This window comes from Methylococcus geothermalis (genome assembly GCF_012769535.1).
Taxonomy (GTDB): domain Bacteria; phylum Pseudomonadota; class Gammaproteobacteria; order Methylococcales; family Methylococcaceae; genus Methylococcus; species Methylococcus geothermalis.
Genome location: NZ_CP046565.1, coordinates 548703 through 571887 on the forward strand (window position 1 = coordinate 548703; position 23185 = coordinate 571887).

The following is a 23185-nucleotide window of genomic DNA, read 5'->3' on the forward strand; positions in this document are numbered from 1 at the left end:
AGCGGGCCGGGTTTTTCCCGCTCTCTTTTCAATTCTCGGCGATGGCGCGGTAGCCTTCGGCATCGAGCAGCCGGTCCAGTTCGGAGATGTCGTCAGGCTTCACGGCGAACAGCCAGGCCTCGTAGGGCGACTGGTTGACCCGTTCCGGCGAATCGGTCAGAGCCTCGTTGCGGGCCACGATCTCTCCGCTCAAGGGGCTGTTGACGTCCGATGCCGCTTTCACCGATTCGACCACGGCGCACGCCTCCCCGGCGCCGACTCGGCGGCCGATGGCCGGCAGTTCCAGGTACACCAGATCCCCCAGCGCTTCCTGGGCATGGTCGGAAATCCCCACCTTGACGGTTCCGTCGGGTTCCTGGCGGGCCCACTCGTGGGTCTTGGCATATTTCAGCCCGGCCGGCAAATTGCTCATGAGTCCGTGTCCTCTTCCTCGGGTGGGTGCAATGGCGGTGGCCACAACTTAAGTGAAATCGGAAGGCAGGTAAAGCCGCGCGGCAGGAACGCCGTGTTGCTCAGCCGGGTGATCCCGCTCCCTGTCCGCGCTGTTCCCTGCCTCGGGCCGTTCGGCGCAGCGCGGGAGCTGCCGCCGTGAGAGGTATCCGATTCCGCCTCGACCGTTTGCGGGTAAACTAGCCGCCATTCAGTCCAAGACATGCCTAGTCAGGAGCCCCGAAATGAGCGTTACAACGGCGGATGTCGAAACCGCCCTGAAAAACTTCATCGATCCCAACCTCGGCGTCGACTGGCTCGCCGCGAAGTCGGTGAAAAAGATCGATGTGAACGGCGACCGCGTGAGCCTGCGCATCGCGCTGGGCTATCCCGCCGCTTCCTGCCGCGACGAACTGGCGCAGGCCGCGAAGGCGGCGATTCGCACCGCGACCGGGGCGGCCGAAGTCGATATCGACATCGTGTCGGACATCGTCTCCCATGCCGTGCAGAAGGGCTTGAAGCCGATGCCGGGGGTGAGGAACATCGTCGCGGTCGCCTCGGGCAAGGGCGGGGTGGGCAAGTCGACCACGGCGGTCAACCTGGCGCTGGCCCTCGCGGCGGAAGGTGCGCGGGTCGGCATTCTCGACGCCGATATCCACGGCCCCAGCCAGCCGCTGATGCTGGGAGTGTCCGGACGGCCCGAAACGGAGGGCAGGAAAATCCACCCGATCGTCGCGCACGGCCTCCAATCCATGTCCATCGGTTATCTGATCGATGAAGACACCCCGATGATCTGGCGCGGTCCCATGGTCGTCGGCGCCTTGCAGCAGCTCCTGAGCGACACCTTGTGGGAAGACCTCGATTACCTCATCGTCGACCTGCCGCCCGGCACTGGCGACATCCAGCTGTCGCTGGCGCAGCAGATTCCCGTGTCCGGGGCGGTGATCGTCACCACCCCGCAGGACATCGCCCTGCTGGACGCGCAAAAGGGTCTCAAGATGTTCGAGAAGGTGAGCATCCCCGTGCTGGGCATCATCGAAAACATGAGCGTCCACGTGTGCAGCCAGTGCGGCCATGCCGAGCCGATTTTCGGCGAGGGCGGCGGCGAGAAGATGGCACAGAAGTACGGCACCGAACTGCTCGGCCAGTTGCCGCTGGACCGCAGCATCCGCGAGAGCGCCGACGGCGGCCGGCCCACGGTGATCGCCGCGCCGGACAGCGAGCCGGCCCGGATGTACCGGAGCATCGCCCGCAAGATCGCGGCGCGGTTGGCGCTCAAGGCCAAGGATTACAGCAGCCGCTTCCCCACCATCGCCATCGTGAACAACTGAGCGGATCGACATGGGCATCAAATCAGACCGCTGGATCAGGAAGATGGCCGAGGAGCAGGGCATGATCGAGCCGTTCGAGCCGCATCAGGTCAGGCATGGCGGGGACGCCGGCATCGGCGTCATCTCCTACGGCACCTCGAGCTACGGCTACGATGTCCGCTGCTCCAACGAATTCAAGATATTCACCAACATCAACTCGGCCATCGTCGATCCCAAGAACTTCGACGAGAACAGTTTCGTCGACCTGGTGTCGGACGTGTGCATCATTCCGCCCAATTCGTTCGCGCTGGCCCGGACGGTGGAGTACTTCCGCATCCCCCGCGACGTGCTGACCATCTGCCTGGGCAAGTCGACCTATGCCCGCTGCGGCATCATCGTCAACGTCACGCCCTTGGAACCGGAATGGGAGGGTCACGTCACCCTCGAGTTTTCCAATACCACACCGCTCCCCGCCAAGATTTATGCCAATGAAGGCGTCGCCCAGGTGCTGTTCGTCGGCGCCGACGACGTCTGCGAAACCTCCTACCGCGACCGCTGCGGCAAATATCAGGGCCAGACCGGCGTGACATTGCCCAAGGCTTGATTTCAACGATTTTTCGGAGAATGTCGTTCATGCTCGATTCGACCACCCTTTTCGCCGATGCCAACCGCTTCATCCCCGGCGGTGTCAACTCGCCGGTCCGCGCCTTCCGCGGCGTGGGCGGGACACCGGTGTTCGTCGAACGCGCCGAAGGGCCTTACCTCTATGGCGCTGACGGCAAGGCCTACATCGACTATGTCGGTTCCTGGGGACCCATGGTGCTCGGCCATGCCGACCCGGACGTGCTGCAAGCGGTGCATGCCGCCGTCGATCGCGGTCTGAGTTTTGGCGCGCCCACCGTGGCCGAGACGGCCATGGCCAAGATGGTCTGTGCGCTGGTGCCGTCTGTGGACCGGGTACGGATGGTGAGTTCCGGCACCGAAGCGACCATGAGCGCCATCCGGCTGGCGCGCGGCTATACCGGTCGCGACAAGATCGTGAAGTTCGAGGGCTGCTACCACGGCCATTCCGATTCGCTTCTGGTCAAGGCCGGCTCGGGCGCCCTCACCCTGGGCGTGCCGAGTTCTCCCGGCGTACCGGCCAGCCTGGCCGAACACACACTGACCCTCCCCTACAACGACGCCGCCGTGGTCCGGGAAGCCTTCGAACGCCATGGCCACGAGATCGCCTGCATCATCGTGGAACCGGTGGCCGGCAACATGAACTGCGTGCCGCCGGTTCCGGGTTTCCTGGAAACATTGCGCGATGTCTGCGACGCCAGCGGCGCGGTGCTGATTTTCGACGAGGTGATGACCGGATTCCGGGTGGCCCTGGGCGGCGCCCAGGCGCTTTACGGCATCTGCCCGGATCTGACCACCTTGGGGAAGGTCATCGGCGGCGGCATGCCGGTCGGCGCTTTCGGCGGGCGGCTCGACATCATGGAGCAGCTCGCGCCGCTGGGTCCGGTGTATCAGGCCGGGACGCTGTCGGGCAATCCCGTGGCCATGGCGGCGGGGCTGAAGACGCTGGAACGGGTGTCGCGGCCCAAGTTTTTCGATGAGCTGTCGGAAAAGACCCGCCATCTGGCCGAAGGCTTGAGGATCCGGGCCGAGCAAGCCGGAGTTCCCTTGAGCGTCAACTGGGTCGGCGGCATGTTCGGCCTGTTCTTCACCGAACAGCAAAGGGTGAGCCGGTTCGAGCAGGTCATGGCCTGCGACCAGGAGCGTTTCCGCCGGTTCTTCCATGGCATGCTCGAAGAGGGCGTCTACCTCGCGCCTTCGGCTTTCGAGGCAGGTTTCGTGTCCGCGGCCCATGACTATGACGTCCTGGACCGCACCCTCACCGCGGCCGAGCGGGTGTTCGCCAGGCTTTGAGCCTGGAAACCGTCCATCTCTGGGTCGGCCAGCACCCGCATCTCGCCGGGCTGGCGGTCTTCGCCATCGTCCTGGCCGAATCGCTCGCGGTGGTCGGCCTGCTGCTGCCGGGCACGCTGCTGATCTTCACCTTCGGGACGCTGGTGGGCGGCGGCTCGATGGATTTCGCCTCCACTTACGCCTGGGCGCTGAGCGGGGCGCTGCTGGGCGACGGCATCAGCTTCTGGCTGGGCTGGAGCCATCGCCAGCGGATCCGCACCACTTGGCCGTTCAGCCGCTTCCCGGCCGTGCTGGAGCGCGGCATCGGCTTCTTCCGGCGCTATGGAGGTCATAGCGTCCTGTTCGGGCGGTTTTTCGGCGCCGTGCGCGGTATCGTTCCGTTGGTGGCCGGCATGGCCGGTATGCCGGCCGGCCGCTTCGTCGGTTACAGCGCCGTGGCGGCAGCCTTGTGGGTTCCGGTCTTCCTGGCCCCCGGCATCCTGTTCGGCGCATCGCTGGAACTGGCCTCTGGAACGACGGCCAGGCTGGTCGGCCTCGGGCTCGGCCTCATCGCCCTGCTCTGGTTCGCGGTCTGGTTGACGGCGCGGGTTTACGCTTTCCTTCAGCCCAGAACTCGCGACCTGATCCTGATGATGTTCCGCCTCGCCGGGGAACACCGTCTGCTCGGACGCATCACCCTGCCGCTGCTCGACTCCGAGCAGCGCGATTACGGCGGTCTGGCGCTGGTCGGCGGCCTCATCATCGCGGTGTCGTTCGCCGTGGGGCGGCTATTCGCCGGCCCCCCGCTGCTGCCCGTCACTTTCGACGCCTGGCGCACGCCGGAGGCGGACTATGGCTTTACGGTGCTGGAGTCGCTGGGGAGTCCCGAGTCCTTGCTGATCGAGTTTGGCGCCCTGGCTCTTTGGCTGGGCTCCCGGCGTTCGTTCGTCGCCCTTGCCCACTGGCTGATCGCGGTGACTTTCGCATGGCTGATGGCCTGGATCGGAGAGCATGCGTTCGCCGCGCCGCCTTTCGACGCCTATCTCCTCCGCGGATGCGTGGCATTCGGGTTCGTCGCGACCTGGCTGGCGCCTGCCTTCCGGACGATCGGGGGACGGGTGGTGTATGCGTTCGCGGCGGCCCTGGTCGCGGCCTTGGGGTTCGCCCGGATTTACCTGGACCACAGCGAAATACCCGCGGTCCTGTTCGCGCTGCTCATCGGCCTGGCCTGGCTGGTTCCGCTCGGGATCGCCTGCCGCAGACATTGCGAAGCGAAGGCGGCGTCGCTCGGCGCCGCGCCGTTGCTGGCGGCCAGCCTGGCGGTGGTCCTTGCGGCCGAAGCGATCCGGCATGGTCCGGCCGATTTCGCCCACGATCAGCGCATTCGGTCAGTGACGACCGCCGAGTGGCTGGCGGACGGCTGGAAACGGTTGCCGGCCTACCGGATCCAGCCTCTGGGGAGGCCGCATCAGCCCCTGCCGATTCAGTGGGCGTCCACCCTGGCTGCCGCCCGGGCGGATCTCGAAAAGCAGGGCTGGCGCCTGGCGACGCCGTTATCCTGGGTCTCGGCGCTCCAGTGGTTCAATCCCCTTGCGAAGCCGGAAGAATGGCCGGTGCTGGCGCGCTTCAACCAGGATAGCGAAGACGCCTTGCGGATGCTGCATCCCGTGGGCGATGGGCGGTGGGCGGTGCTGCGCCTATGGCCGAGCCGGTACGTCCTGACGGAGGGCGGGGTTCCCCTTTGGGTGGGGAGGATCGATCTGCTCGAAGCGACCAGCCGCTTCGGTTTTCTAGGCTATTTCAGGGAAGCGAGGGCGTCGGACCGCGTCGACGCCGAGGCACTGCTGGCGCCGGAGCGCATGCCCGATCTCCTGGTCACCGTGGCGATTCGGGACACCGGATACCGTACGGTCCTGATCCGCGGGCGCTGAAGGCGGCGCCTCCCTTCAGCGCTTCATCATGTCGAAGAACTCGCGGTTGGTCTTGGAATCCTTGAGCTTGCCCAGCAGGAATTCGTTTGCCGCCATCTCGTCCATGGGCTGGAGAATCTTCCGGAGAATCCAGGATTTCTGCAGCTCGTCCGGATCGACCAGGTATTCCTCGCGGCGGGTGCCGGAGCGGTTGATGTTGATCGCGGGGTAGATGCGCCGCTCCGCGATCTTGCGTTCGAGGTGCAGCTCCATGTTGCCGGTGCCCTTGAATTCTTCGTAGATCACTTCGTCCATGCGCGAGCCGGTGTCGATCAGGGCCGTGGCGATGATGGTCAGGCTGCCGCCTTCCTCGATGTTGCGGGCGGCACCGAAGAAGCGCTTGGGGCGTTCCAGGGCATTGGCGTCGACGCCGCCGGTCAGCACCTTGCCCGAGGACGGCACCACGGTGTTATAGGCGCGAGCCAGGCGAGTGATGGAATCGAGCAGGATGACCACATCCCGCTTGTGTTCCACCAGGCGTTTGGCCTTTTCGATGACCATTTCGGCAACCTGCACATGCCGCGCCGGCGGCTCGTCGAAGGTGCTGGACACGACCTCGCCCTTGACACTGCGCTGCATCTCGGTCACTTCCTCCGGCCGCTCGTCGATGAGCAGGACGATGAGATAGCACTCGGGGCTCTTTTCCGCGATGGAATGGGCGACGTTCTGCAGCATCATCGTCTTGCCGGCTTTCGGCGGCGAGACGATCAGTCCGCGCTGGCCCTTGCCGATGGGGGCGACCAGGTCGATGACCCGGGCGGTCAGGTCCTCCGTGGTGCCGTTGCCCAGTTCCAGCACGAAGCGTTCGACCGGGAACAGCGGGGTCAGGTTCGAGAACAGGATCTTGTGCTTGGCGTTTTCCGGCGGCTCGTAATTGATCTGCTCGACCTTGAGCATGGCGAAATAGCGCTCGCTGTCCTTGGGCGGCCGTATCTTGCCGGAAATGGTGTCTCCGGTGCGCAGGCTGAAGCGCCGGATCTGGCTCGGCGAGACGTAAATGTCGTCCGGTCCGGCCAGGAAGGAGCTGTCCGGCGAGCGCAAGAATCCGAAGCCATCCTGCAAAATCTCCAGCACCCCGTCGCCGTAGATGTCCTCGCCGCTCTTGGCGAGCTTCTTCAGGATGGAAAAGATCAGATCCTGCTTGCGGGTTCGGGCGACGCCTTCGATGTCCAGGGATTCGGCGATTTCGATCAGTTCGGATACGGGCTTGCGCTTGAGGTCAGTGAGGTTCATGCGTTTCCATTCAAGGAATTATCGGGATATGAAAAAAGTCCTGGGGAATTGGCCAGGAAGGCCGCTGGACTTGGGGTCAGGGTCAATCCGGCAGAGACTGCCGGGTCAGGGGAAAAAACGGGGTGCTCTATGCTTCGGGCGAAAAGGGCACGCGCTCCGGGGGATGACGGCGAATGCCCCGGGAGATTACAGATGGCCTTCGAGGAACGCCGCCAGCTGGGATTTGGTCAATGCACCCACCTTGGTGGCGATCACTTCACCGCCCTTGAATACCATCAGGGTCGGGATGCCCCGCACGCCGTAACGCTGAGGCGTCGCCGGGTTCTCGTCGATGTTGAGCTTGGCGATGGTCAAGCGGCCTTGGTATTCACCTGCGATTTCGTCGAGGATCGGTGCGATCATCTTACAGGGGCCGCACCATTCGGCCCAGTAGTCGACCAGCACCGGTCCGGATGCCTTGAGGACCTTGTCTTCGAATTCAGCGTCGGTAACATGAAGGATTTTATCACTGCTCACTTGGGCGGCTCCTCGTCGGTTATCACCGGCCCGCTCCCTGGACTAAAGGCGTGCCTGCAGCGGGCTGTGATTGCGTAGATGGCCGGCATTTTCGGGCCAAAACGTCATGGATGCAAGCCCTCTTCGAGATGGCGGTGCCTCGGGGCTCCGCGGAGGCGGCGGATTCAGGCGACCTGACGCCGCACTTCGGTTTTCCCCAGACAGTCGACCACGGTCCGGCGGGCCGCATGGGCCAGCTCGTCGCGGTTGAGATGCTCGCTGTCGATGGCCGGCCCGAAACTGAGTTCGACCACGGTCCGCGGCATCATGAGCATCCGCAGCAGGTGGGGAAGAAACGATGCCTCGCCGACGAAAGGCACGATCTCGCCCGCGCTGCCGCGATAGGCGAGCGCGATCGGCTGAACCGCGACGCATGCCCGCTTCGCCGGCTGGAACAGGCGGGGATGGAAGCGCAGCACCCCTTCGCCGCTTGAACTGGTGCCTTCGGGGAACAGCAGCAGGGTGCGTCTTTGACGCAGCAGCCAGGTCATCCGCTCACCCACCCGTTGAGTGTCTTCGCGGTCGCCGCGCCGCAGGAACAGGGTTCCCGTGCGGCTGGCCAGGAAACCGAAGACCGGCCAGCCGGCGACGTCCTGCTTGGAAATGAAGGTCAGCGGCGCCTGGGCGCCGATGACGACGATGTCCAGCCAGGAAATGTGGTTGGCGACCCACAGCGGCGCATCCGGGTTCCATTGGCCTCGGCGTTCGACATGCACGCCGAGGATGAGCAGGAAACTGCGGAACCAGGCCATCTGCACCCTGTCCCTCAGCGCCTGCGCGCGGTTTTCGCCGAGGATGCGCAGCGGCGGAAAGAGCAGGACGACCGCCGCCATCCCGCCCAGGCAGGCCAGCGCGACCAGGAACGCTCTATAGGCCTGTCTGAAGCGCGGCATTCCGGTCGCCTCCGACGAAGTGGCGTTCATAGCGTCCTTGCAGACGATCCATTTTCAGCAGGACGAAGACGTCCATGACGTCGAAGTCCTCGTCCCAGCAAGGTTCGCCGAAGACCCAGGCACCCAGCCGCAGATAGGCCTGCAGCAAAGGCGGGACCCCGCTCTCATCGCGCCGGCAGCGTTTCCATTCGGGGACCGCATGGCGGGGTTTGACGCCCAGTTCCGTCGGCCCCAGCCGTTCTTCGCCGATGTTGCGATAGACCGCGTCCACCGCGAAGCCGCTGGGCCCCGGCGGGATGCTGGCGCAGCCCATCAGGTGGTCGAAGCCGCCTTGCGTGACGTAGTCCGACAGTGCTCCCCACAGGCAGGCGATGACGGCGCCGCCGCGGTAGCTCGGGTCCACGCAGGTGCGGCCGATCTCGAGGAATCGGCCCTCCAGGGCGAGAATGCCGGACAACGAGAACTCGCCCTCCGAATAAAACCGGCCCGCCCGTTTGGCCTGGCTGTCGCTCAGCAGGCGGGTGCTGCCGATCACCCGGTTCTCGCGGGTGTCCACGACCACCAGGTGATCGCAGTAGGCGTCGAATTCGTCGATGTCGAGACCGTCGACGGGGGTGTGAAGGCGGGCACCCATCTCCTCGGCGAAGACACGGTAGCGCAGTTTCTGCGCGGCGACGATCATTGTTTCGTCACGGGCGACGAAAGCCTGTAGCCGGCTCGGCCGGCTCGTGCGTGATTCCGGTGCTCCCACGTAGATCTCCCAGTGAACTTGGTAAGGACGTTCGGCAGAAGATACGGAGCGGAATTGACAGGTTTGCTAAGACTTGGTGACGTTTGGATGAAAACTTAAGCTTTGAACCTGGGCACTTGGCGGCATCTGGACAGCCACCAGGCGGCTCTTTTACCATCGGACCGGGCTTTGCCCAGTCCTGGAAGCCTTAGAAACTGCTCATCGATTCGGAGGGTTCTCTCAATGTTCGGCATACGTCTATTTTCCACGGTATTTGAAGGGCTGATCGCCGGTTTCAGCCTCGCCCTGGGCTGGCTGGCGGCCATGATGCTGGTGGCTGCGTTCGTCGCCTGAGCCGTTCCGGCTGCGGCGGCATCAGGGGCGCTCGAGGCGGAAGCGCTGGCCCTCGAAGACCAGGGTCAGGCTGTCTTCGTCGACGCTCTCCAGGCGCACGCCGTCGGCGACGGTGTCGCCGGCGCTGTGCCGGTTCATGTTGATGACGACGAAGCGCTCGTCGGGGTGCGCGCCGTAGGCGTACAGGTTGATCTTGAGCTGAGGAACGCGGCTCTGGAAGGAAGGCGGCATTTCGCTGAGCAAAGGAACCGCGTTCCGCCGCGGCGCGGGTGTGGCCGGGGCTGGCGGCGTGCTCCGCGCCGGTTCGGCTGCTTCCGAGTCTTCCTCCGCTTCGCCCGCTTCGTCGGCCATCGTTTCTTCCTCGGCGTCCTCTTCCGCCACATCTTCGGGCGCGGTTTCCGGACCCTTGCGCCCGGCGGGCTGAACCGGGGCGGGGGGCGGCACGGCCGGTTTCGCCGCCGGCGCTGCGGGGGCGTGCTGATGGGGGCCGCCGTGAAGAGCGTCGCCGCCCCCAAACCGCCGCGCGAAGGGCGGAACCGTCGCAGCGGGAAGGGGCGGCGGCTGGGCGACGACCGCGGGTGTCGGTTTCGGAGGATGTTCCTGGGCCAGGGCCGGCGGCGACTGGCTTGCGGTCGCTTGGGGCTCCGTCGGGGTGCCCGAGGTCAGCCCGAGAAAATAGCCCAGGGCCGCCACGTTGGCCACGGCCACCGCGCCCAGAACCCACGGCAGCCAAGGGTGTCTCCGCGCCGGTTCCGGCGAGAAGATCATGCTGTCCAGCGAGGCGGGTTGGCTGAGTTTTCGTTCCCGCTCCGATTTGCGGAGCGCATCGAGAATATAGGACATCGATCTCCTTGGGCGAAGCGGTCAATCCAGGCGGGGAATGTCGGGACGCTTCATTTCGTTGGTCAGGACGATGAAAGTATGCGGTCCGACGGCGCCATCGACAATCAGGCCGTGCTGTTTCTGGAAGGCCGCGACCTGGGCTTTCAAGGCTTCGTCGAAGCGTTGCGGATCGGCGGGTTTCTTCTTCGCGGGGAAGCGCTGGCGCAGCCATTTCACCGCCGGCGACGACTGGCCCGGTTTCAGCACCGCGACGTCCGTCACCGGCGGGCGCCACAGCAGCGTGAACCTGCCTTCCCAGAACGGCGGGCTTTCCGCCAGCGGCAGGGCCGCCGATTCGCCGTCGAAATCCACCATCGCCGAGCCGTCGACGATACCGGTCAGGGTGCCGAAGCGCTTTTCGCCGCCGGGAAGAGCGAATTCCAGGACCGCCGGGTGGTTCAGCAGGCGCAAGACCGGCCAGCCGGCGCTCTCGCTGAGGCAGCGCAAGCCTTGGCGTTCGGCGGTTTCGCACGGCTTGCCGGCGTCTCCATCGAGCTTCCAGAGCGCGAACAGGCGGGCGAAGGCCTTGGCTTCGTCCACTCCCTTCGATTTCAGCAGGTCTTCGAAGCGCGCGCGGTCGGATGATATGGCCGGCACGAGGGTCTCTTTGGCATCGGCTTTTTCCGGAGCGGCTTGCGGTGAGGCGGCGGGCGCATGGGCCGGGGTGGCCGATGGTGCTTGCCGAGCGGATGAGGCTGCATCGCCGTCCGGGGAGCGGTCGCCGAGCAGGGCCGCGGCGCCAATCAGGACCGCGACGGCCGCCCCCAGGGCCAGCGGCCGCCAGAAGCGGGGAAGCAGTACCGAAGGCAGCACTTCGCGGGCCGCCCGCCGCACGGTGGCGCGGTCCGCCTGGAATTTGCCCTGGGCATAGGCGCCCAACAACGCGCGGTCGCAGATGATGTTGATCAGCCTGGGGATTCCGCCGGAAAGCCGGTGAACGGCCGCCAGCGCCCCCGGCGTGAACAAGGGGGCGGGGCAGCCGCTGACCGTGAGGCGGTGCCTGATGTAGTCGACGGTTTCGGCGCGGGTCAGGGGCGACAGATGGTAGCGCGCGGTGATGCGCTGGGCGAGCTGCCGCAGCCGCTCCTGTTCCAGCAGCCGGGTCAGCTCCGGCTGGCCGATCAGAATGATCTGCAGCAGCTTGTGCTGGCTGGTTTCGAGGTTGGTCAGCAGGCGAACTTGCTCCAGCACATCGAAACTGAGATTCTGCGCCTCGTCGATGACCAGCACCGTCCGCCTTCCCTTGGCATGGGCGGCGAGCAGGTGTTCGTTCAGTGCGTCGACCAGAATCTTGAGACTGGCGCCTGTCCGCGGATAGGCGATGTGCAGCTCGTCGCAGACCGCGGCCAGCAGCTCCAGGGCGTCCAGGCGCGGATTCAGGATCAGGGCGACGTCGACGTTGTCCGGCAACTGCTCGATCAGGCAGCGGCACAGCGTGGTCTTGCCGGTGCCGACTTCGCCGGTGAGCGCGACGAAGCCCCCGCCTTCTTCCTTGATGCCGTAAAGCAGGTGGGCCAGGGCCTCGCGGTGTTTGGCGCTGGGGTAAAGGAATCGGGGATTCGGCGCGATCGAAAACGGCGCGTCGTTGAGCCGGAAAAATTGGGTGTACATCGTTTCTCGACCGGGGGAATCCGACAATGGTAATCCGGATCGGGGGGGCATGGGCAATAATCGCGGCGACGCGAAAATGCACGATTCGGGGAAGGTGCCATGATTCAGCGTGAAAACGTCGAGACCCTGCTCGGCTATCTCGGTGTCGGCCTGATGCTGGTGGCCTGTTACCGGGTGGCCGAACCCTTCATCGGGGCGCTGACCTGGGCCGGGATCATCGTCGTCTCGATCGGGGGGCTGCTCGATCGGGCCGAGCGCTTGCTGCGATGGCCGCGAAAATATCTCGCTCTGGCCTTGACGCTGATTCTGGGGCTGATTTTCGTGGTCCCGGTGGTGCTTCTGGGTTCCTCCTTCGCCAGCCATGTCCATGAACTCATCGGGTGGGTGGACGATCTGGCGGCCAGAATTTCTCGCGGTCCGCCGGCCTGGCTGGACCAGATTCCGCTGATCGGCGCCGCGATCCGGGACGGCTGGCAGACGGCGATCGGCGACGGCGGCGATCTCGCCGTTCACATTCGGCCCTGGATCGGCGAGGCCGGCCGCTGGGTCGTGAGCCGCAGCGCCCACTTCGCCTCGGCGGCGTTCGAGGCGCTGCTCGCAGTCCTGCTCAGCGGCCTGCTTTATCTGCACGCCGATGCGGCGATCCGCTGGATTCGGCGGACCGCGGAAAAGATCGGCGGTGAAAAAGGGGCGCGAACGATCGACGTCATCACTCGCACCGTGCGCGGCGTGACGCTGGGTGTGATGGGCATCGCCTTTCTGCAGGGCGTCCTGATCGCGCTTGGTCTCGCCGTGGCCGGCGTTCCCGGCGCCATGCTGCTGGGTTTCGTCAGCTTCATCCTGGCCCTGGCGCAGCTGGGCTCCTGGCCGGTCTGGCTGCCGGCCGCCTTCTGGCTGGGCTACCAGGATCATGCCGCCTGGGGCATTGCGCTAAGCGTCTGGGGCTTCGCGCTCATCGTCGTGGACCATTTCCTGAAACCCTACCTCATCAGCCAGGGCAGCGGCCTCCCGATCGTGGTCATCTTCATGGGCGTGATCGGCGGCCTGATCGCCTGGGGCCTGATCGGCATCTTCCTCGGCGCGGCCCTGCTGGCCGTGGCTTATACCTTGTTCAAGGAGTGGGTGGAAGCGGATTGACCGTTCAAAGCACCACGTAATGATCCACCAGCAGCGCGGTGAATATGCCCACCAGGTAAACCAGCGAATAAGCGAAGGTCTGCATGGCGAGGCGGGGATCGGCCTTGCGCTTCAGGCGGATGGCGTAATAGACGAAGATGCCGCCGAAGATTACCGCGGCGGCCAGGTAGATTTCCCCGCTCATGCCGGTCACATACGGCATGAGGCCGGCCAGGAACAGCAGGATGGTGTACAGCAGGATATGGAGCTGGGTGAAGGCGATGCCATGGGTGACCGGCAGCATCGGGATATCGACCTTGGCGTAGTCGTCGCGCTTGGCGATGGCGTAGGCCCAGAAATGTGGCGGGGTCCAGACGAAGATCAGCAGGAACAGCAGCAGCGCATAAGGGTGCACCGTTCCGGTGATGGCGCACCAGCCGAGCACCGGCGGCGCGGCCCCGGCGGCGCCGCCGATCACGATGTTCTGCGGGGTCGCGCGCTTCAAATAAACGGTGTAGATGACCGCATAGCCGATCAGGGACAGGAAGGTCAGAAAGGCGGTCAGGAGGTTCACGAAGGCGATCAGGATCGCCATGGCGAGGATGCCCAGCAACAGTGCGAAGCCGACGACCTGGGCGGGCCGGATGTCGCCGGAGGGCAGCGGACGGTTCTGGGTCCGGACCATCTCGGCGTCGGCGTGGCGGTCGAGGAAATGGTTGAGCGCCGCCGCCGAGGCCGCCGCGAAGCCGATGCCGAGCGAGGCCCAGAAGGCGGTAGCCAGCGGCGGCACGCCCGGCACGGCGAGGAACATGCCGATGATGGCGGTGAACACGATGTGGCCCACCACTTTCAGCTTGCACAGGGCCAGATAGGTGCGCCAGGAGATGCCGCCAGCCGGTTTGATGCTGGAATTGGTCGTCATCGCTCAAGAATCTATTGGGTTAAAATGCCCCGGCTTCACGACGGCCAAGCCGGCCGCTTTATCAACGGAGTTCAATTCAATGTCGATGCCGAGATTCGGATTATTGCTCATGGCGCTGCCTCTGGCCGCGTCGGCGGCACCGCCCAAGGTGCACGAATTCACCCTGGCCAACGGCCTCAAGGTGCTGGTTCAGGAGGATCACCGCGCGCCGGTCGCCGTGTCGCAGGTCTGGTACAAGGTTGGATCGAGCTACGAATACGGCGGCATCACCGGCGTGTCGCACATGCTCGAACACATGATGTTCAAGGGCACGAACAAGCATCCGCCGGGAGAGTTTTCCCGCATTATCTCAGCAAACGGGGGGAGTGAAAACGCCTTCACCGGCCAGGACTATACCGCGTATTTCCAGACCCTGGAGCAGAGTCGCTTGCCGGTGAGCCTGGAGCTGGAGGCGGACCGGATGCGCAATCTCAGGCTGCTGCGGGACGAATTCGTCAAGGAGCAGCAGGTGGTGATCGAGGAACGGCGGCTGCGCACCGAGGACCAGCCCCATGCGCGCATGGACGAGCATTTCCATGCGGTCGCCTTCACCAACAGCCCCTACCGCAATCCCGTGATCGGCTGGCCCGAGGACGTGGCCGGCCTGAGCCTGGACGATCTGAGCACCTGGTACCAGCGCTGGTACGCGCCCAACAACGCCACGCTGGTGGTGGTGGGCGACGTCGATCCCCAGGCCGTGTTCGAGCAGGCCAAGAAGCACTTCGGTCCGCTCAAGCCGAGCAAGCTGCCGGTGCTGAAGCCGCAGGGTGAGGTGCCGCAGCTCGGTTTGCGCCGGATGGTGGTCAAGGTGCCGGCGAAGCTGCCGCATCTGGAGATGGGTTACAAGGTGCCCTCGCTCAAGACCGCCGGCGCGGAATGGGAGGCCTACGCTTTGGAAGTCGCGGCCGGCATCCTCGATGGCGGCAACAGCGCGCGTTTCTCCAGCCGCCTGGTCCGGGGCCAGCAAGTCGCCGCGGGCGCGGGCGCGGGCTATGACCTTTATGCGCGGCTGTCGTCGCTGTTCACCCTGGAAGGCACGCCGGCGCAAGGCAAGAGCATGGCGGAGCTGGAAGCGGCGTTGCTGGACGAGGTCCGGCGGCTGCGCGAGGAGCCGGTCGCCGAGGACGAGCTGGCCCGGGTCAAGGCCCAGGTGCTGGCGAGCAACGTGTATCAGAGGGACTCGGTGTTCTATCAGGCGATGCAGCTCGGCATGGTCGAGACGGTGGGCCTGGGCTGGCGCAAAGTGGAGGAATACGTGGACAAGATCAATGCCGTGACGGCCGAGCAAGTGCGTGAAGTGGCCCGGAAATATCTGATCGACGACGGGCTCACCATCGCCCATCTCGATCCGCAGCCGATCCCGGAAGGGGCGAAGATCCAGGAAGGTGCTGACAGCATGGGAGGCGGCCATGTCCACTAAGCGCTTCGTCGCCATTCTGTTTTTCGTCCTGCTGCCGTTGGGGACGGTCTTCGCCCTCCCGGAAATCCAGACCTGGAGCACGGCCAACGGGGCCAGGGTGTATTTCGCCCGGACCCAGGGCCTGCCGCTGCTGGATCTGCGCGTCGTCTTCGACGCCGGCAGCGCCCGCGACGGCGAGGAATTCGGCTTGGCCTCGCTGACCGCCTCGGTGCTGGACACCGGTGCCGGCGACTGGAACGCCGATGCCATCGCCCAGCGTTTGGACGGCGTGGGCGCGGTGCTCGGCACCGGGATTTCCCGCGACACCGCCTCGCTCTCGCTGCGCAGCCTGACCCAGCCGAACCTGCTGGAGCCGGCGCTGGAGACGGCCAAGGTCATTCTGGCGAAACCCCGCTTCGCCGCGGAGGATGTCGAGCGGGAAAAGAACCGCGTGCTGCTGGCGCTGAAACAGCGTGAGGAATCGCCCGCCGACCTGGCCGGCATCGCGTTTTTCGAGGCGATGTACGGCGATCACCCTTACGCTCACCCCAAGGACGGCCATATCGCGACCGTGGAGAAGCTGACCCGGGACGACCTGGAAGCCTTCTACCGCAAGTTCTACGTGGCCAGGAACGCGGTGGTGGCGCTGGTGGGGGACATCGAACGGGCCCAGGCGGAAAAGATCGCTGAGGAGCTGGTGTCGGGCCTCGCGCCGGGCGAAGTGCCCCCCGCCTTGCCGCCGGTGCCGATGGACAAGCCGGCACAGACGCTCAAGCGGGACTTCCCCTCGGAGCAGACCCACGTGTATTCCGGCCAGCCCGGCATGCGCATCAACGATCCGGACTATTTCCCGTTGTACGTCGGCAACCACATCCTCGGCGGCAGCGGACTGGTCTCGCGGATCAGCGAGGAGGTGCGGGAGAAGCGCGGGCTGTCCTACAGCGCGCACAGCCACTTCTATCCGTTCCGGGTCGAAGGGCCGTTCCTGATGGGCTTGCAGACCCGCAACGAAAAGGCCGACGAGGCCTTGAACGTCCTGCTGCAGACCCTGAAGGATTTCATCGCCAAGGGGCCGAGCGACAAGGAGCTGGAGGCGGCGAAGAGGAACATCGTCGGCGGTTTCGTGCTGCGGCTGGACAGCAACCAGAAGCTGGTCGAGCAGATCGCCTCCATGGCGTTCTACGGCCTGCCGCTGGATTACCTGGCGACCTACATCCCGAAAATCGAGGCGGTGACCAAGGACGACATCCGCCGGGTCTGGCAGGCGCGCATTCATCCGGACCGGCTGCAGACGGTGCTGGTGGGCGCGAATGCCGCCGCCAACAGTGCGCAATGAGCTGCGCATCATCGGCGGGGTGTGGCGCAGCCGCCGGATTCGGTTCGCGCCGGAGCCGGGATTGCGCCCGACGCCCGACCGGGTGCGGGAAACCGTCTTCAACTGGCTGCAGAATGCCGTCGCCGGCGCGGCCTGCCTCGATCTTTACGCCGGCAGCGGCGCCCTGGGCTTCGAGGCGGCCTCGCGGGGCGCGGCCCGGGTGGTCCAGGTCGAGCGCAATCCCCGGGTCTGCGCGGTTTTGAAACAATCCTGTGCGATGCTGGATGCGAGCCGGGTTTCGGTCATCTGCGCCGAGACCTTGAAATTCCTCTCAGGCAGGCCGGAGGTATTCGACCTGGTGTTCCTCGATCCGCCGTTCCGTGCCGGGCAGGTCGGTCCGTGCTGCCGAAAACTGGAACAAGGCGGTTGGTTGAAGCCCGGCGCCAGGATTTATGTGGAAGCCGAGGCAGGGCCCGCACCCGAAGGGGTGCCGGCAAACTGGACGCTGCTGCGCGAGAAAACCAGCGGCGACGTCGCCTACCGCCTGTATCAGCGTCCGCAGGAGTCTTAAAGACGTGAACGTCACCGCGATCTACCCCGGCACTTTCGATCCGATGACGCTGGGCCACGTGGACCTGGTGTGCCGGGCCAGCCGGATCTTCGACCGGGTCATCCTCGCCGTGGCCGAGAGCAAGGCCAAGACCCCGCTGTTCGATTTCGCCGAGCGCCTCGGCTTGGCTCGGGAGGCGGTGGCCGATCTGGTCAACGTCGAGGTGATCGGTTTCCATTCGCTGCTGGTCGACTGTGCCCGCACCCACGGTGCCACGGTCATCCTGCGCGGCCTGCGCGCGGTATCCGATTTCGAGTTCGAGTTCCAGATGGCCGGCATGAACCGCTCGCTCGGCCCGGAAATCGAAACGATCTTCCTTACCCCCGGCGAACGCTATGCCTTTCTTTCCTCCTCGGTCATCCGGGAGATCGCCAAATTCGGCGGCGACGTGTCCGCTTTCGTGCCGGAGCATGTGAGAGCGGCGCTGGTGCGGAAATTCACCGCCGACTGATCCGCTCTCTCCCCTCCAGCCGTTCACTCATCGGGCGTGAACGGTTTCAGCTTCCAGATGTTCTCCGCGTATTCCCGCACCGCCCGGTCCGAGGAGAACTTGCCCATGCGCGCGACGTTGAGGATGGACATGCGTGTCCAGTGCCGGGTATCGCGGTAGGCGTGATCCACTTCCTGCTGGCAGTTGACGTAGGGCCGGTAATCCGCCAGCAGCAGGTAATCGTCCCGCTCCAGCAGGTGCGCGGTGAGCGGCCGGAACAGTTCCGTATCGCCGTGTGAGAACAGCCCGCTGTCGATCAGCTCGATGACGCCGCGCAGTTCCGGATCGCCGTGGCAATAGTCGCCGGGATTGTAGCCCCCGGCCCTGAGTCGGGCCGCCTGTTCGCAGGTCAGGCCGAACAGGAAGAAATTCTCCGCCCCTACCTCTTCCCTGATCTCCACGTTGGCGCCGTCCAGCGTGCCGATGGTCAGCGCGCCGTTCAGCGACAGCTTCATGTTGCCGGTGCCCGAGGCTTCCTTGCCCGCAGTCGATATCTGCTCGGACAGGTCGGCCGCCGGATAGATGTTCTGCGCGTGCTTGACGTTGTAGTCCGGCAGGAACACGACCTTGATGAGATCGCGCACGGCCGGGTCCTGGTTCACCGTTTCGGCGACGGCGTTGATCAGCTTGATGATCAGCTTGGCCATGAAGTAGCCGGGCGCGGCCTTGCCCCCGAACAGGAAAGTCCGCGGCGTGATCTGGAGCCTGGGATCGTGCTTGAGGCGCTGGTACAGCGTGATGATGTGCAGCACGTTGAGGTGCTGGCGCTTGTATTCGTGGATGCGCTTGACCTGGACGTCGAACAGCGAGGTCGGGTCGACGACGACGCCGGCGCGGTCGCGGATGATCTTGGCCAGCCGCGTCTTGTTTTCCAGCTTGATCCGCGCCCAGTCCTGCTGGAAGCCGGCATCGTTGGCGAATGTTTCCAGTTCCCTGAGCCGGTCCAGATTCGACAGCCAGCTGTCGCCGATGCGGTCGTCGATCAGCCGGGTCAGCCCCGGATTGCTCAGCCCCAGGAAGCGCCGCGGCGTGACGCCGTTGGTCACGTTCTGGAAACGCTTGGCGCCCAGGTCGTGGAAGTCGGGGAAGAGCTGGGTCTTCACCAGTTCCGAATGCAATTCCGCAACGCCGTTGACGGTGTGGCTCCCGACCATCGCCAGGTGGGCCATGCGCACGTATTTCTCGCCGCTTTCGTCGATGATCGACAGCCGGGCGATCTTGCCGTCATCGCCCGGAAATTGGGTGCGGACCTCGTCGAGGAAGCGGCGGTTGATCTCGTAGATGATCTCCAGGTGCCGCGGCAGTACCGAGCCGAACAGCGGCAGCGGCCATTTCTCCAGCGCCTCCGGCAGCAGGGTGTGGTTGGTGTAGGAGAAGGTCTTGCGGGTGATGTCCCAGGCCTGTTCCCAGGACAGGGCGTACTTGTCGACCAGTTGCCGCATCAGCTCCGCCACGGCGATGGCGGGATGGGTGTCGTTGAGCTGGATGCAGTACATCTCGTGGAAGCGCTCCAGGGTCGAGCCGCGCTGCAGACACAGGCGGATCATGTCCTTGATCGAACAGGCGGCGAAGAAATATTGCTGCTCCAGCCGCAGCCGCTTGCCTTCGAGCTGCTCGTCGTTGGGATAAAGGACTTTGGAGATGTTCTCGGAAAAGACCTTCTCCTCCACCGCGCCGTAATAGTCGCCCCGGTTGAAATCGGCGAAGTCGAACGACTGGGCGGCTTCCGCGCTCCACAGCCGGAGCAGGACACAGGAGTCGGAGCGGTAGCCGACGATGGGGGTGTCATAAGGCACGCCGACCACCACGCGGTCCGGTATCCAGCGTACCCGGAAGCCGCCGTGCTCGTCGGTGTAGCTCTCGGTATGCCCTCCCAGCTTGACGACCTGGGCGAAACTCGGCCGCTTGATTTCCCACACGTTGCCGTAAAGCAGCCACTTGTCGGTGACCTCCACCTGCCAGCCGTTCTTGATGGCCTGGTCGAAGATGCCGAATTCATAGCGGATGCCGTAGCCGGTCGCGGGATATCTCAGCGTCGCCAGGGAATCCAGGTAGCAAGCCGCCAGCCGCCCCAGCCCGCCGTTGCCGAGGCCAGGCTCCTCCTCCAGCCCGATGTACAGGTCGAGGTCCCGTCCGGCCAGCGCCTCGCGGGCATTGTCGGTGATGCCGAGATTGAGCAGGTTGTTGCCCAGATGAGGGCCGGGCAGGAATTCCGCCGACAGATAGGCGACCTGGCGTACGTCGGGGGCGTTCCGCTTTCCGTATTGGCGGATCCATCGCTGCATCACTCGGTCGCGCACCGACAACGCGATGGCCTGGTACCAGTCTTCGGGCACGGCCGTTTCCAGAGGCCGCCCCACGGCGAAGTTGAGGTTGTCGACGATGGCGGCCTTGAGGATCGCCGGGCTCATGCCGGTGCGGGTGTGTTCCGGCGCATCCGGCGCCGGCGAGGTTTTTTTCGGGTCGAATTTCTTGCTCGCCATGGGGAACTCCGAGTCGAGGGTGTGTCGGCGACTTATCCCGATAAGGGGCCCAACGCCCGTTCCTGTCTAGGATCGGGCCTAGCCCGGATATTTCATGAGCAGCTATCGGCGGAACGGCCGAAAGGCGCTCGCGCCATAGCCCTTGCCGAGTGCGTCCCCCACACGTGATGCTTCGGGGGTAGGGGGCGTCCAGCTTCCGACCCATCCCTTCAGTTGTCGAGCCTCTCGCCCCGCTCGCTATGCTATAAGAATTCCTTCTGGAACCATAGCGAGCGGGCCGCCGGAGTGCCGACAGCGGGGGCGTTCGTTCTCGTGACCCCCGCTCTGCGAGTTCTGAACAGACTCTCGACACGCGCGCGGAGTTGGAGCAAACGCGGAACTGCATAGCCACTTGCCTGATGGAATCCTTCGACAGCCTCATTCTGGGCCTCGGCCTGTTCTTCCTTGGCCTCAGGCTGATCGGCCAGAACCTTTCCGAACTGGGTGGCGGCGGATTCCGCGATGCGGTCAGATTCGTCACCCACACCCCGCCGCTGGCGTCGGTGCTCGGCATCATGAGCGGTGCGCTGACCCAGAGCGCCACCGCCGTGACCTTCATTTTGGCCAGCATGCTCGGCAGCGGGCTGATCAAGCCGCCGGCGGCCCGCCTCGTCGTGGTCTGGTCGAACGTCGGTCTCACCGCCCTGGCCTTTCTCGCCATGGTCGACATCCATCCGCTGGTCGCCTATTTCGTGGGCGGGACCGGCATTGCGCTGGGTTCCGTACGCGCCAAGCCCTGGAGCACCGTCGCCGGGGTCTTGCTCGGTGTCGGCCTGTTGCTGTTCGCGCTGGAAAACATGGGAGCCGGGGCCGCCCCGCTGAAGAACGAGCCATGGTTCCGGCAAGGTCTGGAGGCCGCGCTGGCTTCGCCCTGGTTCGCCTTCGCCTGCGGCTTCGGTGCCGCCGCGCTGCTGCAATCGAACGCGGGGGCCTCGATGCTGGTGATCACCTTGTGCGAGGCCGGGTCGATACCGGCGTCCGCCGCGCTGCCGATGATCTATGGTACCAACCTTGGGGCGATTCCGTTGCGCGGAATGCTCGCCCTCGGCATGAAGGGCGATGCCATCCGGCTGGTTCGCACCGAGGACTTGTTTTGTCTCGCAAGCGGCTTGCTGATGATGGCGCTTTTCTTCGGCGAAAGCCTCGGCATGCCGCTGGTGGGTGCCTTGTCGGCGCATCTGACGGTTTCATCTTCCGGGCAGCTCGCGGTGGCGTTCCTGCTCTCGAACCTGTTGCCCGCCCTGGCGCTTTCGCCGCTGCTGCCGGCCTGCGCCCGCCTGCTCGATCGGTTTTGGCCGCCGGGGCCGGAAAAACCGCGTGGCGAAGCGGCTTTCCTGTCCAGCCATGCGCTCGTGGACCCGCCTACCGCGCTCGATCTTCTGGCGAAGGAGCTTGGGAGGTTGCTCGGCTCGCTGCGCGTGGAACCCCGCCGGTCGAAAGAAGGAGCGCTTCCCGCCGACACGGACCCCGAGGCGCTGCTGGAACCCGAGTTCGTCCGGCTCGCATTCGCGATCGATACGTTCTGCATGAAGCTGGCCTTGCGCGACGGGCTCGGGCCGGTGGAGACGGCGCGTTTGCAATGGTTCCGGGCGGCCCTTGGCATCGTGCGCCACATCGCCGAAGCCGCCGCAGAGTTTTCGTGTCATCTCGGCGGCTTGCCCGAACCGGTCGCGAGCGTGGCCGATCCTCTGCGTGTCAGGCTGGAACGCCTGCTGGCCATCGCGTCGGGTGCGGTGTCCTCTCCGAACGAGGGGGCGATCGCCGAGTTCCACGCGCAGACCCGCCGCCACGGCCAGCCGATAATGGCGCTTCGTGAAGCGTTTTCGGCCGAGCTTGCTGCCTTGAAGATCGAGCAGCGCATGAAGGCGGGCGCATTGGATACCGACTTCGAGCTGTGCGTATGGCTGCTGCACCGCCTCGCCAAACTGCTCCCGTGCTTGGCCGCAAGCTCCGCGGCGAGAGTCGCCTCAGGTTGATTCCGGGCCGCGCGCCTGCCCGCCGCCGCGCTTGCGCCTCGTCCGCTTGGACTTCGAGGGCTTTTCGGCCTGCGCCCCTGTCTTGAAGGACCAGTCGACCCGGGTCGCCGCGATGACGCCGGCCCGCCTGCCGATCGCGGCGCCGGGCGGGCCCGCCAGACTGCCGCCGACCGCGCCGAACACGGCGGCCGTGACGGTTTCGCCGGTATAGTCGCGAGCGACCTGTCCCAGCCACTCGCCCACGCCGGCCTTGGGAGGTTCTCCATCGGACGCCGAGTGATCCGAGCCGTCGTCCTGCACCTGCCGGCAGACTTCCGCGGCGGCTTTGCCTCCTGCCTCGCTGGCCAGCGCTTCGCCGATCACGGCGCCGACCAGGCCGCCCGCCGGCCCGGCCAGCACCGCGCCGACGGCCGTCCCCCCGGCGATTCCGGCGGCTTCCCCGGCTTTTTCGCCCGCCTTGCGGGTGATGGCCTTGGCGACCTCTCCCCAGCGCTTTCCGGCGCCGGCCTGCGGATCGGCGGCCTCCGGGTGCATGGCCTCGTGGGTCAGGTCGTAGCCCATCTTCGCCCCCACGGTCTGGCCGGCGAAGGCGCCGATCTGGGCGCCCACCACGGTTCCCCCGGGCCCCGCCACCGAGCCCAGCACGCCGCCGATCACGCCGCCGAGCGCCTCCCCTGCGGCCGAGCCGGCGACGGCTCCGCCCACCGCGGCAGGGTCCACTTTTTCACTGACGCTTTGGGCCACCTGTTTCGTCGCCTCGAGCGCCGGAGTGACCGTGATCGCCGTTGTCTTGGCCGCGGATCGCGCGGCATTTCGCACCATCTTCGCCGCCTTGCCGCCCAAGGACGCCGCCCGCCTTGCCAGTTCGGCCAGCTTGGTCCCGGTGCGCCCGAGCGGGTTCGACATGCCGCTCGTTTCCGGTTCAGCGGCGGCTGG

At 65.6% G+C, this 23185-nt stretch carries 20 protein-coding genes; 10 read left to right on the plus strand and 10 right to left on the minus strand.

Annotated features, from left to right (window positions below):
• Nucleotides 1-28: 28 nt before the first annotated feature.
• A complete protein-coding gene (gene gcvH / locus GNH96_RS02600; protein ID WP_169602011.1) occupies nt 29-412 on the minus strand; it encodes a glycine cleavage system protein GcvH in 384 nt (127 codons plus the stop codon).
• 262 nt (nt 413-674) lie between these two features.
• Here gcvH and apbC point away from each other — a divergent pair, with 262 nt between their 5' ends.
• Genes apbC through GNH96_RS02620 form a run of 4 tightly spaced genes read left to right on the plus strand, consistent with a single transcriptional unit; the run spans nt 675 to nt 5563 of the window.
• A complete protein-coding gene (gene apbC, locus GNH96_RS02605; protein WP_169602013.1) occupies nt 675-1760 on the plus strand; it encodes an iron-sulfur cluster carrier protein ApbC in 1086 nt (361 codons plus the stop codon).
• Nucleotides 1761-1770: 10 nt separating this feature from the next.
• Nucleotides 1771-2343, plus strand: a complete 573-nt coding sequence (dcd, locus tag GNH96_RS02610; protein WP_169602015.1) for a dCTP deaminase — start codon at nt 1771-1773, stop codon at nt 2341-2343.
• A 29-nt stretch (nt 2344-2372) separates the two neighbouring features.
• A complete protein-coding gene (gene hemL / locus GNH96_RS02615) occupies nt 2373-3653 on the plus strand; it encodes a glutamate-1-semialdehyde 2,1-aminomutase (protein WP_169602017.1) in 1281 nt (426 codons plus the stop codon).
• On the plus strand, nt 3650-5563 hold the full coding sequence (locus GNH96_RS02620) for a VTT domain-containing protein (protein WP_169602019.1): 1914 nt from the start codon (nt 3650-3652) through the stop codon (nt 5561-5563). Before hemL ends, GNH96_RS02620 begins: the two co-directional genes overlap by 4 nt.
• A gap of 15 nt (nt 5564-5578) precedes the next feature.
• Here the strand turns inward: GNH96_RS02620 and rho are convergent, their stop codons facing one another.
• The 6 genes from rho to GNH96_RS02650 form a co-directional block, all read right to left on the minus strand.
• Entirely contained in the window at nt 5579-6835 is a 1257-nt protein-coding gene (gene rho / locus GNH96_RS02625; protein ID WP_169602020.1) for a transcription termination factor Rho, read from the minus strand.
• A 186-nt stretch (nt 6836-7021) separates the two neighbouring features.
• Nucleotides 7022-7351 carry a thioredoxin TrxA gene (gene trxA, locus GNH96_RS02630; protein ID WP_169602022.1) on the minus strand — a complete coding sequence of 110 codons (330 nt, stop codon included), beginning with the start codon at nt 7349-7351 and terminating at the stop codon, nt 7022-7024.
• A gap of 164 nt (nt 7352-7515) precedes the next feature.
• Entirely contained in the window at nt 7516-8283 is a 768-nt protein-coding gene (locus tag GNH96_RS02635; RefSeq protein ID WP_169602024.1) for a lysophospholipid acyltransferase family protein, read from the minus strand.
• Nucleotides 8258-8965, minus strand: a complete 708-nt coding sequence (locus tag GNH96_RS02640) for a GNAT family N-acetyltransferase (protein WP_228719984.1) — start codon at nt 8963-8965, stop codon at nt 8258-8260. The genes GNH96_RS02635 and GNH96_RS02640 overlap by 26 nt, the downstream gene beginning before the upstream one ends.
• Nucleotides 8966-9388: 423 nt before the next feature.
• Nucleotides 9389-10210 (minus strand): general secretion pathway protein GspB, encoded by an 822-nt coding sequence (locus GNH96_RS02645; protein WP_169602028.1) that lies wholly within the window; start codon nt 10208-10210, stop codon nt 9389-9391.
• A 21-nt stretch (nt 10211-10231) separates the two neighbouring features.
• Nucleotides 10232-11860, minus strand: a complete 1629-nt coding sequence (locus GNH96_RS02650; protein ID WP_169602030.1) for an ExeA family protein — start codon at nt 11858-11860, stop codon at nt 10232-10234.
• Between the two features lie 99 nt (nt 11861-11959).
• Between GNH96_RS02650 and GNH96_RS02655 the strand changes: the two genes are divergently transcribed.
• Entirely contained in the window at nt 11960-12997 is a 1038-nt protein-coding gene (locus GNH96_RS02655; protein WP_169602031.1) for an AI-2E family transporter, read from the plus strand.
• A gap of 4 nt (nt 12998-13001) precedes the next feature.
• Here GNH96_RS02655 and cyoE read toward each other — a convergent pair whose 3' ends face one another.
• Nucleotides 13002-13898 (minus strand): heme o synthase, encoded by an 897-nt coding sequence (gene cyoE, locus GNH96_RS02660; RefSeq protein ID WP_169602033.1) that lies wholly within the window; start codon nt 13896-13898, stop codon nt 13002-13004.
• Between the two features lie 79 nt (nt 13899-13977).
• Here cyoE and GNH96_RS02665 point away from each other — a divergent pair, with 79 nt between their 5' ends.
• The 4 genes from GNH96_RS02665 to coaD are packed head-to-tail and all read left to right on the plus strand — an operon-like array spanning nt 13978 to nt 17712.
• Nucleotides 13978-15357, plus strand: coding sequence for a M16 family metallopeptidase (locus GNH96_RS02665; protein ID WP_169602035.1), 1380 nt, complete (start codon nt 13978-13980; stop codon nt 15355-15357).
• Nucleotides 15347-16672 carry a M16 family metallopeptidase gene (locus GNH96_RS02670; RefSeq protein WP_169602038.1) on the plus strand — a complete coding sequence of 442 codons (1326 nt, stop codon included), beginning with the start codon at nt 15347-15349 and terminating at the stop codon, nt 16670-16672. The genes GNH96_RS02665 and GNH96_RS02670 overlap by 11 nt, the downstream gene beginning before the upstream one ends.
• Nucleotides 16662-17222 (plus strand): 16S rRNA (guanine(966)-N(2))-methyltransferase RsmD, encoded by a 561-nt coding sequence (gene rsmD / locus GNH96_RS02675; protein ID WP_169604563.1) that lies wholly within the window; start codon nt 16662-16664, stop codon nt 17220-17222. The genes GNH96_RS02670 and rsmD overlap by 11 nt, the downstream gene beginning before the upstream one ends.
• 4 nt (nt 17223-17226) lie before the next feature.
• Nucleotides 17227-17712: a pantetheine-phosphate adenylyltransferase gene (gene coaD, locus GNH96_RS02680; protein WP_169602040.1), complete on the plus strand. Its 486-nt coding sequence runs from the start codon at nt 17227-17229 to the stop codon at nt 17710-17712.
• A 23-nt stretch (nt 17713-17735) separates the two neighbouring features.
• Here coaD and GNH96_RS02685 read toward each other — a convergent pair whose 3' ends face one another.
• Nucleotides 17736-20234, minus strand: a complete 2499-nt coding sequence (locus GNH96_RS02685; RefSeq protein ID WP_169602042.1) for a glycogen/starch/alpha-glucan phosphorylase — start codon at nt 20232-20234, stop codon at nt 17736-17738.
• A gap of 398 nt (nt 20235-20632) precedes the next feature.
• Here GNH96_RS02685 and GNH96_RS02690 point away from each other — a divergent pair, with 398 nt between their 5' ends.
• Nucleotides 20633-22249 (plus strand): Na/Pi symporter, encoded by a 1617-nt coding sequence (locus GNH96_RS02690; RefSeq protein WP_169602044.1) that lies wholly within the window; start codon nt 20633-20635, stop codon nt 22247-22249.
• On the opposite strand, the gene GNH96_RS02695 is transcribed toward GNH96_RS02690, so the two are convergent.
• Nucleotides 22241-23155 carry a cell envelope biogenesis protein OmpA gene (locus GNH96_RS02695; RefSeq protein WP_169602046.1) on the minus strand — a complete coding sequence of 305 codons (915 nt, stop codon included), beginning with the start codon at nt 23153-23155 and terminating at the stop codon, nt 22241-22243. The genes GNH96_RS02690 and GNH96_RS02695 overlap by 9 nt on opposite strands.
• Nucleotides 23156-23185 lie beyond the last annotated feature (30 nt).